Genomic DNA, 13,115 nt, shown 5'->3' with positions numbered 1-13,115 from the left:
TTTTTTGTTTGAAAATATTACATGCTATACTCTTGTCGGGGTAATGATAATGAACGAAGAAAGGAAGTTAGAAGAAAGGAAGTTAATAGATATGGAGGCGTTTGAACTCTTCCTTCCTCAATCCAATCCTTTTGTGAACAATTATATAAATCGGCGATTAGAGGTTGAAAAATATTTTGATTATGATCCATTTCAAGAAGATGTATTTCAAAAAAGATATGACGATATTTTATCAAGGACTTATAAGAGGGATGAGCTGGCGGATGTTTTAATCCAATATCATAAGCGGCTGAACGCAACAGAAAAGATAATGGAGAATATTTTAAAATTAAAAAATCCGAATAGTGTCGTCGTTGTGGGCGGTCAGCAAGCTGGACTCTTAACAGGACCTTTATATACAATACATAAAATCATTTCCATATTGGCATTGGCGAAAGAGCAAGAGAAAAAGCTGAACATACCTGTTGTTCCCGTTTTTTGGATCGCGGGGGAGGATCATGACTTTGACGAAATTAATCATCTCTATGTGACAGACAGAGGGCGTTTGAAAAAGAAAACGATCATGCAAACACAGCGAAAAAAAACAATGATATCGGAGTTATCAATTGATAAAAACGCTTGTCGCATTTGGCTGGAAGAAGTTTTTGCGGCATTTGGCGAAACGAAATATACGAAACATTTGCTTGCTTCTTTGTATCATGAGCTTGACCAATCTGCCACTTATGTTGAATTTTTTGAACGATTACTCATCTCCATGTTCGGAGATGAAGGAATTGTACTCATCAACTCTGGATCAAAAGAATTGCGGGAATTGGAAAAATCTTATTTCGAACAAATGCTCATGGCAACTGACAGCATTTATCATCAAGTCGTCAAGCAGCAGCAAATTTTAAAAGAAGAAGGATATCCATATCAAGCAATTACAATGAGAGAAAACTGCGCCAATCTGTTTTATCAAATAGAAGATGAGCGCTATTTGCTCATAGAAAAAGAGAAGAATCTATTTTCGATCCCTGAAATCAATTGGACGTCTTCGTTGTCTGATCTTTTAGAAGAAGTCAGAATGAATCCATGGAAGTTCAGCAATAATGTAGTGACAAGACCGGTCATGCAGGAATATTTGCTTCCGACTTTGGCTTTTATCGCCGGACCAGGAGAAATTGCGTATTGGGCAGAATTAAAAGGGGTATTTCATTTATTCTCGATGAATGTGCCGCCAGTTATTCCGAGAATTCATTTGACGATTTTAGAAAGAAACATAGAGTCGGACTTGCTAGAATTAGACCTGCCGTTGGAAGAGGTTCTTAAGCAGGGGGTTGAACCGTTAAAACATAGGTGGTTTAAACAAAAGGAGCCTTTTGATGTCAGCGCATATGTGTCGAAAGCAAAAGAAGAGATTGAGGACATTCATCGGTCATTGCGAGAAAAAATAGAGGATTTCGACCAAAGCTTAGCGCCCGTATTGCGAAAAAACGCACAATTTATCGAACAGCAGATAGATTTTGTGGAAAGGATCGTTCAAAAAAAGATACATGCAAAATATGAAGCAGAGCTGCAAAAGTTCAGGCGTATTGAGTATTCACTGAAACCGAATAATCAATGGCAAGAAAGAGTATGGAATATTTATTACTATTTAAACAAATATGGGCCGAATTTTGTAAAAGATTTGCAGCAGTTGACATATACTTTCAATGGAAAACATAAAATTGTCAAATTATAAAACTATTTTTTGAAAAATCCTGTGTCATACAGGGTTTTTTTTTATGTCCATTAATAGTACAATAAATTTGTGGTGAAAAGTGGGGGGAAGTGGTGGAAAAGAAATGAAAGTGGGGCCAACGTGATGTTTATGGGAGAATACCAACATACGATCGATTCAAAAGGAAGATTGATCGTACCCGCAAAATTCAGGGAAGGCCTTGGCGAGAAGTTTGTTCTCACGAGAGGTCTTGATCAATGCTTGTTTGGATATCCCCTCAGCGAATGGAAAGTGATTGAAGAGAAACTGAAAGCTCTCCCATTAACAAAAAAAGATGCCCGAGCTTTTACACGATTTTTCTTTTCCGGCGCTATTGAATGTGAAATGGACAAGCAAGGACGGATTAACATTGCGGCTCCACTTCTTGCTTACGCGAAATTGGAAAAAGAATGCGTCGTCATCGGCGTTTCCAGTCGGATAGAAATTTGGAGCAAACAAAATTGGGAGCAATACGTGGCTGAACAAGAAGAATCATTTGAAGAAATTGCAGAAAACATGATTGATTTTGATATTTGATGTTCATCCTATCCATGATCAAAACTTCTTCCGTTGGAAACGAGGTGCTGGATATTGTTTGTACATAAGACAGTTTTGCTGGATGAAGCGATTGAAGGTTTACGAATAAAAGAGGACGGAATTTATGTTGATTGCACATTAGGAGGGGCAGGCCATAGCGAACAAATTGCTAAAAGGCTGACAACTGGACATTTATACGCCTTTGACCAAGATGAAGCTGCAATTGCTTTTGCGAAGGAAAAACTCGAGCCCTTCCAAGATAAAGTAACCATCATCAAAAGCAATTTTAAACATTTAAAAGAAGAGCTTTTCTCTAGGGGTATTCATAAAGTAGACGGGATTTTGTTTGATTTGGGAGTATCTTCGCCTCAGCTGGACACACCGGAACGAGGCTTCAGCTATCAATATGACGCTCCTCTTGATATGAGAATGGATCAAAACCAAGAGCTTTCCGCTTTTACCATTGTCAACACCTGGCCTTATGAAAAGCTTGTAAAAATTTTTTTTCAATATGGAGAAGAAAAATTTTCAAAGCAAATTGCTCGAAAAATTGAACTTGCCCGCAAAAAAAAGACCATTCAAACAACTGGCGAGCTGACGGAAATTATAAAAGAGGCCATTCCTTCCGCCGCTAGAAGAAAAGGCGGGCATCCTGCCAAACGCATCTTTCAAGCAATTAGAATTGCCGTCAATGACGAGCTTTCCGCTTTTGAAAGCGCGGTTAGTCAGGCAATTGAACTGTTAGCTCCAGAAGGGCGGATATGTGTCATTACGTTCCATTCTTTAGAAGATCGAATTTGCAAACTGGCGTTTAGAAAAGCTGCCAGCCAAGCAGAAATTCCGCGCAACATACCGATAATTCCCAACGAAATGCTGCCAGAAATCAAAATTATAACAAAAAAACCGATCGTGCCGTCGGAAAAAGAAATTGAAGAAAATCGAAGGGCGAGATCCGCTAAACTTCGTATAGCAGAAAAGATTAAAAAATAGGAGGTTTTCTATGAGCAATTTAGCTGTCAAAATTCAAGAAAGGCGACAAGAAGAAAAGAAGCATGCAAAACAACCCCTCGTTGTTAAACGAAAAAGATCCTCCATTACATTAGGCGAGAAACTGTTATTTGTTGTTTTTTTATTTTTGATGCTGGTATGCTCCATTTGGATTATCTCAAATAGTGTGAAATTGTATCAAGCAAATATAGAAATGCAGAAAATCGAAGCTAAAATTGAAAATCAGGAAAAAATCAACAGTGATTTAAACCTTCAGGTCGATGAATTGAAAAGACCTGAAAGAATTTATAAAATTGCTAAAGACTTAGGCTTCACATTAGATCCAAGCAAAGTAAAAGGCATACAGGACTGATTGGGATGAAGAAAAGCAAAAATATGAATCGGGGAGCAGCAATATTATCCGTAATATTTGTTCTGCTCTTTTTTATCTTATTTGGGAGGTTTTTCTACATTCAAGCGACAGGAACTGTCGATGGTCAAGTGCTAGCTGTAAAGGCAAAAGAAAAATATGAAAAAAAGCGCATGCTTGAAGCCCGCCGCGGCCAAATATTGGATCAAAAAGGAAACGTGCTCGCTGAAGATACTGTTACCTATACATTAGTAGCTGTATTGGATGAAAAAATGACAACGGATCCCGACCATCCGAATCATGTTGTCGATCCTGAAGAAACGGCAGAAAAATTAGCTCCCGTTCTTGGAATGAAACAGAAAGAAATCGAAGCTATTTTGAAAAAAGACAAATTTCAGGTCGAATTCGGAGAAAAAGGAAGAAACATCAGCTTTGCGAAAAAACAGCAAATTGAAAAGCTTAAATTGCCCGGCATCGGTTTTATTCGCGATACAAAACGTTTTTATCCAAACGGAAAATTTGCATCATATGTGATTGGCTACGCCAAGCGAGATGAAAAGACGGGAAAAACAACCGGGCAGCTGGGGATAGAAAAAAGCTTAGATAAATATTTGCAGGAAACAGACGGATATGTGATATATGAAAGCGACCGAAGCGGCTACAAGCTGCCGCACAGCAAAGACAAAATTGTTACGCCGAATAACGGAGCCGACGTTTATTTAACAATTGACCAAAAAATTCAAACGTTTTTGGAAGATGCGTTAAATGAAGCGGAAAAACAATATCAGCCGACGAAAATGATCGGAATTGTCGCAGACCCAAAAACGGGGAAAATTTTAGCGATGTCTCAGCGGCCAAGCTTTGATCCAAACGAGCGTGATATTCAAAATTTTTACAATGACGCTGTTTCTTACCGTTTTGAGCCTGGTTCGACAATGAAAATTTTTACATTAGCTGCTGCGGTCAATGAAGGGGTTTATAACGGCAACGAAAAATATAAGTCCGGGATGTATAAAGTAAAAGGCGCAAGTCCTATATACGATCATAACAATGTCGGATGGGGCACCATTACGTTTGATGAAGCTGTTCAGCGGTCATCCAATGTCGGTTTTGCCATATTAGCGCATAAAAAGATTGGGCTTGAGCGGTTTTATCAATATTTAAATCGTTTTGGATTTTTAGAGAAAACGGGTATTGATTTGCCGAACGAAGAGAACAGCAAATTAAATTACAAATGGGAGAGGGATAAAATTTCGACTGCATTTGGACAAGCGTCAGCTTTCACACCAATCCAGCTCGTACAAGCTGCAACAGCTATTGCCAACGATGGGAAGATGATGAAGCCTTATGTCATCGATAAAATTGTAGACCCTGACACAAATCGAGTGCTAAAGAAGACGGAACCATCGGTAGAAGGCGAACCAATCACAAAAGAAACTGCTGCGAAAACGCTTGATATTTTAGAAACTGTTGTGACATCTGAACATGGAACAGGGAAACCTTTTCAAATACCGGGGTATCACATCGCCGGGAAGACTGGGACAGCTCAAATAGCAGGAGAAGGAGGACGTTATTTAACGGGCCGGGAAAATTATGTATTTTCCTTTTTAGGGATGGCTCCAAAAGAAAATCCAGAGCTCATTGTTTACATTGCTGTTCAGCAGCCGAAGTTGAAGCCGACAGAAACCGGTTCAGCTCCTGTTTCCATGATTTTTAAATCAGTGATGAAAAATAGTCTTGAATATTTAAAAATTGAACCGACGACTGCTGCTGCGAAGGAGGAAAAAAATGTTAAAAATGAAAAAGAAGTCGGAGTTTCACTGCTTGAATATAAAGGCCAGCAGGTTCAACAAGCCGTTCAACAGCTCGAAAAACAGCAAATTCAACCAATTGTTCTAGGCGGCGGAGCCACCGTCACCTCCCAATATCCAAGCGCGACTTCACGGGTGATCCAAAGAGAAAAAGTGTTTCTTCTAACGGACGGAGCTGTAAAAATGCCGAACATTTCCGGATGGTCGTTGCGGGATGTGATGAAGCTGTGTTCCATCATGGAGCTTGAGCTGAAATATGAAGGAAGCGGATATGTTAACGCACAAAATATTAAACCAGGCACTGAAATTAGAAAAGGAGATCAATTAACTATTAAATTAAAAAAGCCTAAGTAGTACCACAATAGGAGCCCGCTTTTAAAAAAATGTATCTGGGAACGGTTCGGCAAGCGGGCGCCTGCTTCCGCTTGAAGCTTGTTCTATATTAAATGGACGAGGCATATATTTTGATAGCGAACCTACATGAGGGGAGTTATCGTATATATGCGCGTTTCAAATGTAACAGTAAGAAAACGGCTCGTTTTCGTTCTATTGGCAGGTTTTTTGATTTTCGCCGTGATCGAAGTAAGACTAGGATATGTCCAATTTGTGTTAGGCGGGCAATTAACTTCTCTTGCCAAGGATTTATGGAGCAGAAATATTCCTTTTGAACCAAAGCGGGGAGAAATCGTGGACAGAAATGGGGAGAAGCTTGCGACAAATGTCAGTGCCCCGAGCGTATTTATCATTCCCCGTCAGGTCGAAAATCCAGCTGAAACGGCTCAAAAGCTTGCTTCTGTCTTAAATATGCCGACGGAAAAAGCTTATCAATACGTAACGAAAAAAGAAATGATTGTCCGTGTTCATCCTGAAGGGCGGAAAATATCTGACGAAAAAGCGCAAGAAATACGCAGTTTAAATTTAAAAGGCGTTTACATTGCCGAAGATTCTAAAAGATATTATCCGTTTAACAGCCTTTTAGCGCACGTTTTAGGCTTTACAGGGATCGACAACCAAGGGCTAAGCGGACTTGAATTATATTATGATCGGCAATTGAAAGGCCAAAAAGGATATGTTAAATTTTATTCTGATGCTAAAGGAAAAAGAATGCCAAATGAAGTGGAGGAATATATGCCTCCTGTGGACGGCTTGAATTTAAAGCTGACGATTGATGCAAAAATTCAATCGATCATCGAAAGGGAATTGGACATTGCCGAATCGAAATACAATCCGGACGGAATAATTGCCATTGCTATGAATCCGAACAACGGAGAAATTTTAGGCATGGCATCAAGACCGACATTTGATCCGACAAAATATCAGCATGTCGATCCGAAAGTTTATAACCGAAATTTGCCGATCTGGAGCACGTATGAACCTGGATCAACATTTAAAATTATCACGTTAGCAGCCGCTCTTGAAGAAAAGAAGGTTGATCTTTATAGAGAGCATTTTTACGACCCGGGTTATGTAAAAGTTGCCGGTGCGACATTAAGATGTTGGAAAAAAGGCGGACATGGGGATCAGACGTTTCTTGAAGTTGTTCAAAATTCATGCAACCCGGGATTTGTTGAACTTGGACAAAGGCTGGGAACATCGACTTTGTTTGAATATATTAAAAAATTTGGCTTTGGTGAAAAAACGGGGATTGATTTAGCAGGTGAAGGAAGCGGCATTCTATTTCAAGAAAGTCAGGTTGGACCTGTCGAGCTTGCGACCACAGCGTTCGGCCAAGGGGTCTCTGTAACGCCGATCCAGCAAGTGGCCGCTGTTTCAGCCGCGATCAACGGCGGTGTTTTATATACACCGAATATCGCAAAAGAATGGATTGATCCGGATACGGGAGATGTTGTATCAAGAAAGACTCCTGAGGCGAAAAGACGCGTTATTTCCGAGGAAACATCCAAACAAATTCGCGCTGCTCTTGAAAGTGTTGTTGCAAAAGGTACAGGAAGAGGAGCGTTTGTTGAAGGGTATCGGGTCGGAGGAAAAACGGGGACTGCGCAAAAAGCTGCTCCCGGCGGAGGATATTTGACAAATAATCATATTGTATCGTTTATTGGTTTTGCACCTGCAGACAACCCTCAAATAGTTGTTTATGTCGCCGTTGATAATCCAAAGGGAACGGTGCAATTTGGCGGTGTTGTTGCCGCGCCAATTGTAGGAACAATCATAAAAGACAGTCTCCGACAGCTCGGTGTGAAGCCTAGAACGAAGCAAATTGAAAAAAAGGAAACTTGGCTGGATGAAAAGTTCGTCACAGTACCGGACGTTTTAGGACTCACAAAACAGGAGCTCGCTGAACAGCTTGTGAATTTAAAACTTGATGTAAACGGCGACGGCAAGGTAGTCGTTCAACAATCGCCAAAAGCAGGCGTAAAGGTAAAAGAAGGATCTACTGTAAGAATTTTATTAGGAGACGAGGCGGCAGCAGACGAATAATTTTCTAAAAAAGGGCTTTTTGAAACAACTGCTTTTGAAAAGCCCTTGTCGCTCATTTTAAGCTAAGATAAAATAATGGAGAATGTTTTTTTGAGAAAGGATTATCGTTATGAAATTAGATGCAATTCTCACTGCTCTACATCATTATAAACGTTATGGTAATGGGAATCCTGAGATTACTTCATTGGAAATGGATTCGCGTGCTGTGAAGGAAGGAAGCTTATTTATTTGCATCAAAGGCTTTACGGTAGACGGTCATGAGTTTGCTTTAGAAGCTGTAAAAAAAGGCGCAGCCGCTCTGTTATCAGAAAAACCGCTGAACCATCTGCCGGATGATATCCCGGTAATTGTCGTAAATGATACAAAACGGGCAATGGCTGTGCTTGCTGATTATTTTTATGATCAGCCAACACATAAGCTTCACCTCATCGGTGTCACGGGCACGAACGGAAAAACGACTACGACTCATCTGATTGATCATATTTTTCGCAATGCCGGCTATAAAACCGGTTTAATCGGAACAATGTATACAAAAATAAATGATCAACAATACGAAGTAAAAAATACAACGCCTGACAGCTTAACCCTGCAAAAAACATTTAAAAAGATGATTGAGGAGAACGTGACCCACGCCAGTATGGAGGTTTCCTCTCATGCGCTGCATATGGGACGAGTCCACGGCTGTGATTTTGATGTTGCAGTATTTACGAATCTCACCCAAGACCATTTAGACTATCACCAAACAATGGAAGAATATCGAAATGCGAAAGGATTATTGTTTGCTCAGCTCGGAAATAAATATGATCATAATCATCCAAAATTTTCTATATTGAATGGTGATGATCCAGCCTCTGACTATTACAGACATATGACTTCTTCCCATATCGTTACATATGGAATTGAAAACGAATGTGAGATTATGGCGAAAGATTTGAAAATGAATGCAAGCGGGACTTCTTTTCTCCTCGTTACTCCTGAAGGTACATTTCCTGTACAAATGAAATTAGTCGGGAAATTCAGCGTTTATAATGTTCTTGCTGCTATTGCGGCTTCTTTAGTTTCAGGAGTTGAGATCGAGAAGATCATCGAAGCGGTCGAATCGATGGAAGGTGTGCGCGGCCGATTTGAGTTAGTAGATTGCGGACAAAATTTTTCCGTCATTATTGACTATGCACACACACCAGACAGCTTGGATAATTTATTGAAAACGGTGAAGGAGCTTGCCAAAAAGAGAGTCATTTTAGTCGTTGGCTGCGGAGGAGACCGCGATCGAACGAAGCGTCCGCTTATGGCGAAAATTGCTGTTCAGTGGGCGGACATTCCAATTTTTACTTCCGACAACCCTAGAAATGAAGATCCGCATCAAATATTAAAAGATATGACAGCTGGTGTCGACGGAGAACCTTTTCATTCAATTGTCGATCGAGAGGAAGCCATCCAATTTGCAATCAGCAATGCAGAAGAAGGAGATGTCGTCGTCATTGCAGGAAAAGGCCATGAAACATATCAACAAATCGGGGACAAAAAATTTGACTTCGATGATCGAAAAGTGGCTATTCGCGCTATTCAATTGAAAGAGAATAAATAATCAAGCAGGAAGAGGATTTGTTATGGAATTGGAATGGTTTAACATCAATAATCATATGGATATAAAGGCAAATGTTGGTTTTGGTGGGAGGAGGAAGTATCAATGCTAGAACAAGTCGTGCTTTTTACCATCTTAATGGGCTTTTTAATCAGTGTATTACTTTCTCCCATTTTTATTCCATTTTTAAGAAGGCTGAAATTTGGCCAAAGTATTCGGGATGAAGGACCAAAATCCCACCAAAAAAAATCCGGAACTCCGACGATGGGCGGAGTCATGATTATGTTATCCATCATTATCACCACTATTGTCATGACCAATAAATTTTCGAAACCGGGGATCGAAACGTTTTTGCTGTTGTTTGTAACGATCGGTTACGGACTCCTCGGATTTTTAGACGATATGATTAAAGTGGTGTTAAAAAGAAATCTCGGTCTGACTTCAAAACAAAAATTAATCGGTCAAATCATTGTTGCGGTTATTTTTTATTTTGTTTTAAATCAATTTGAGTTCTCTACAGAAATTCGATTGCCGGGGACGGAACTTTCTTTTGATCTTGGCTGGCTCTACCCGGTTCTTATTTTGTTTATGCTTGTAGGCGGCTCAAATGCCGTCAATTTGACCGACGGTCTCGATGGATTATTATCCGGCTGCGCTGCAATTGCTTTCGGAGCATTTGCTGTATTGGCATGGAACAATAGTCAATATGATATCGCCATCTTTAGTGTTGCAGTGGTCGGTTCCGTATTAGGCTTTTTAGTGTTCAACGCTCACCCTGCAAAAGTGTTCATGGGAGATACTGGCTCATTGGCTTTAGGCGGAGCGATTGTCGCTGTAGCCATTTTGACAAAATTAGAAATTTTGCTTATAGTGATTGGCGGCGTGTTTGTTATTGAAACATTATCAGTCATTATTCAAGTAATTTCCTTTAAAATGACTGGAAAAAGAGTGTTTAAAATGAGCCCGCTCCACCATCACTATGAATTAAACGGATGGTCGGAATGGAAAGTCGTCGTGACATTCTGGGCGATGGGTTTGCTTTTTGCAATACTAGGAATTATCATCGAGGTGTGGTTATAATTGAAAAATGTACAAATGTATGTCGATCAAAACGTTCTCGTATTAGGTTTGGCGAAAAGCGGCTTGAGAGCCGCTAAATTATTGCATAAACTAGGTGCTCGTGTTACCGTAAACGACATGAAACCATACGAAGCAAATGATGATGTAAAAGAACTTGAAAGTTTAGGGATCAAACTTATTTTAGGAGAACATCCGGAACAATTGCTCGAGGAGCATAATATTGATATTGTTGTAAAAAATCCAGGCATTCCATACACAAACCCGATCGTACAAAAAGCAGCGAGCCAAAATATTCCCGTTATAACCGAAGTCGAGCTTGCGTATCAAATTTCTGAAGCGGAAATTATTGCGATAACTGGATCGAATGGAAAAACGACGACGACAACTTTAATATACGAAATGCTAAAGGCAGATGGAAAACAGCCGCTGCTGGCAGGAAATATCGGAAATGTGGCTTGTGAAGTTGTACAGGAAGCGACAAAGGAACAAATTGTAGTTATGGAGGTATCCTCGTTTCAGCTTTTAGGAACCATTCATTTTAAACCTTCAGTCGCGGTCTTGTTAAATATTTTTAATGCCCATCTAGATTATCATGGAACTCGCGAAAATTATATGCAAGCGAAAGGGAAAATTTTTTCGAACCAAGATGACCAATCGGTTGCGGTTATCAATTCGGATGATCAAGATGTTGTGCGTCTGTCTGAACTGTCAAACGGAAAGAAAATTTATTTTTCAACCAATAAGGAAGTATCAAATGGTGCTTATATCCAAAATGAATCCATTTGGTATGATGGTGAAAAAATTATTGATATAAAAGATATCGCTCTTGTCGGCAAGCATAACTTAGAAAATATTTTGGCCGCTATTTGTGCAGTAAAGGCGAAAAATGTTGGAAACAAAGCGATTCAAAAGGTGCTGGCATCGTTTTCAGGTGTAAAGCATCGCCTGCAATATGTTGGCGAAGTTTCAGGAAGAAAATTTTATAACGATTCGAAGGCCACGAATATTTTGGCAACAACAAAGGCTCTCGAAGCTTTTTCATCCCCTGTTGTATTGCTGGCCGGAGGGCTTGACCGGGGGAATGAATTTGATGAATTAATCCCGTATCTCAAACATGTGAAAGCAGTCATCACCTTTGGACAAACTGCCCCAAAAATAAAGAAGGCTGCAAAGAAGGCTGGAATAGAACTGATAGAACATGTCGATAATGTGGAACAAGCAGTCTTTGCGGCGTTTCGCATATCGGATATAGGTGATGTCATTTTGCTCTCTCCGGCCTGTGCAAGCTGGGATCAATATAAAACATTCGAAGAGAGAGGAGACATTTTCATAAACGCCGTGCATAAGCTAAAATAAGGGCTCGTACCCTTAAGCTTAAAAAAGATGGGGTGTTCGGCGTGTCGACAAAAAGCAAATCTCCAGATTTCATTTTAATTTTGATCACATTTTTGCTGCTTTCGATCGGTTTAATCATGGTATATAGCGCAAGCGCCATATGGGCAACGTATAAATTTGACGATGCATTCTTTTTTGCAAAGCGGCAGCTGCTGTTCGCTGCCTTGGGCATTGTTGCCATGTTCTTTTTTATGAATATAGACTATTGGACATGGAGAACGTGGGCAAAGGTGCTTTTAATCGTATGCTTCGTTTTGCTGATTGCCGTGTTGATTCCTGGAATTGGCGTTGTACGAAATGGCTCCAGAAGCTGGATCGGTGTCGGGGCATTTTCCATTCAGCCTTCTGAGTTTATGAAGCTAGCGATGATCGCCTTTCTGGCTAAATTTTTGTCCGAAAATCAAAAATTTGTAACAACCATTAAAAAAGGGCTTTTCCCGTCCTTAGGATTAGTCTTTTTAGCATTTGGGATCATTATGCTTCAGCCGGATTTAGGAACAGCAACGGTGATGATGGGAGCATGTGTCGTCATGATCTTTGCAGCAGGAGCGAAAATTAGCCATTTTATCGGACTGGGATTGATAGGTGCACTCGGTTTTACCGCTCTTGTGTTATCAGCTCCTTATCGTATGAAAAGGATCACTTCGTTCCTCAATCCATGGGAGGATCCGCTTGGGAGCGGGTTTCAAATTATTCAATCGCTTTATGCAATTGGCCCTGGAGGCCTTTTCGGATTAGGATTGGGTCAAAGCAGACAAAAGTTTTTTTATTTGCCCGAGCCACAAACAGATTTTATTTTTGCGATCGTTGCGGAAGAATTGGGGTTTATAGGCGGTTCTCTTGTGCTTTTATTATTCTCTCTTTTGCTTTGGCGGGGAATTTTAATCGCGTTGAACGCGCCTGATTTATTCGGCAGCTTGCTAGCTGTCGGCATTGTTGCAATGGTTGCGATTCAAGTGATGATCAATATCGGGGTTGTCACAGGATTAATGCCTGTAACGGGCATCACCCTTCCGTTTTTAAGCTATGGAGGATCGTCACTGACGTTAATGCTGATGGCAATCGGGGTGCTTTTAAATATTAGCCGATATGCAAAATATTAAGCTTTCCAATCTGGATAAATATGGAAAAAAGGGGGCTTTTCGGCTTGTTTGCTCAGCCTCTTTTAACTGT

10 protein-coding genes are annotated in these 13,115 nt (G+C 40.3%); all 10 read left to right on the top strand.

Going from position 1 to position 13,115, the window contains the following annotated elements; all coding sequences use genetic code 11:
- The first annotated feature begins 49 nt into the window (after window positions 1-49).
- The 10 genes from bshC to spoVE all read left to right on the top strand — a co-directional run bounded on the left by bshC (window position 50) and on the right by spoVE (window position 13,045).
- Window positions 50-1,720, top strand: coding sequence for a bacillithiol biosynthesis cysteine-adding enzyme BshC (gene bshC / locus NSS70_RS12750; protein ID WP_340881740.1), 1,671 nt, complete (start codon window positions 50-52; stop codon window positions 1,718-1,720).
- Between the two features lie 123 nt (window positions 1,721-1,843).
- The gene (mraZ, locus tag NSS70_RS12745) at window positions 1,844-2,275 is read left to right on the top strand and encodes a division/cell wall cluster transcriptional repressor MraZ (protein ID WP_063388503.1); all 432 of its coding nucleotides are present in this window, start codon (window positions 1,844-1,846) and stop codon (window positions 2,273-2,275) included.
- Between the two features lie 54 nt (window positions 2,276-2,329).
- Window positions 2,330-3,265: a 16S rRNA (cytosine(1402)-N(4))-methyltransferase RsmH gene (gene rsmH / locus NSS70_RS12740; RefSeq protein ID WP_130156249.1), complete on the top strand. Its 936-nt coding sequence runs from the start codon at window positions 2,330-2,332 to the stop codon at window positions 3,263-3,265.
- 10 nt (window positions 3,266-3,275) lie between these two features.
- Window positions 3,276-3,635, top strand: a complete 360-nt coding sequence (ftsL, locus tag NSS70_RS12735) for a cell division protein FtsL (protein ID WP_130156250.1) — start codon at window positions 3,276-3,278, stop codon at window positions 3,633-3,635.
- Between the two features lie 5 nt (window positions 3,636-3,640).
- The gene (locus NSS70_RS12730; RefSeq protein ID WP_340881738.1) at window positions 3,641-5,797 is read left to right on the top strand and encodes a penicillin-binding transpeptidase domain-containing protein; all 2,157 of its coding nucleotides are present in this window, start codon (window positions 3,641-3,643) and stop codon (window positions 5,795-5,797) included.
- Between the two features lie 147 nt (window positions 5,798-5,944).
- Entirely contained in the window at window positions 5,945-7,882 is a 1,938-nt protein-coding gene (locus NSS70_RS12725; protein WP_340881736.1) for a stage V sporulation protein D, read from the top strand.
- Between the two features lie 109 nt (window positions 7,883-7,991).
- Window positions 7,992-9,470 carry a UDP-N-acetylmuramoyl-L-alanyl-D-glutamate--2,6-diaminopimelate ligase gene (locus NSS70_RS12720; RefSeq protein WP_340881734.1) on the top strand — a complete coding sequence of 493 codons (1,479 nt, stop codon included), beginning with the start codon at window positions 7,992-7,994 and terminating at the stop codon, window positions 9,468-9,470.
- Between the two features lie 102 nt (window positions 9,471-9,572).
- Window positions 9,573-10,547: a phospho-N-acetylmuramoyl-pentapeptide-transferase gene (gene mraY / locus NSS70_RS12715; RefSeq protein WP_066251816.1), complete on the top strand. Its 975-nt coding sequence runs from the start codon at window positions 9,573-9,575 to the stop codon at window positions 10,545-10,547.
- On the top strand, window positions 10,548-11,903 hold the full coding sequence (gene murD / locus NSS70_RS12710; protein WP_429652951.1) for a UDP-N-acetylmuramoyl-L-alanine--D-glutamate ligase: 1,356 nt from the start codon (window positions 10,548-10,550) through the stop codon (window positions 11,901-11,903).
- Window positions 11,904-11,944: 41 nt separating this feature from the next.
- The gene (gene spoVE, locus NSS70_RS12705; RefSeq protein WP_063388496.1) at window positions 11,945-13,045 is read left to right on the top strand and encodes a stage V sporulation protein E; all 1,101 of its coding nucleotides are present in this window, start codon (window positions 11,945-11,947) and stop codon (window positions 13,043-13,045) included.
- The last annotated feature ends 70 nt before the right edge of the window (window positions 13,046-13,115 follow it).

This window comes from Aeribacillus sp. FSL K6-2848 (assembly GCF_038004325.1).
Classification (GTDB): domain Bacteria; phylum Bacillota; class Bacilli; order Bacillales; family Aeribacillaceae; genus Aeribacillus; species Aeribacillus composti.
Note: the sequence above shows the minus strand (reverse complement) of the source record. Positions and strands in the feature narration are given on the sequence as shown.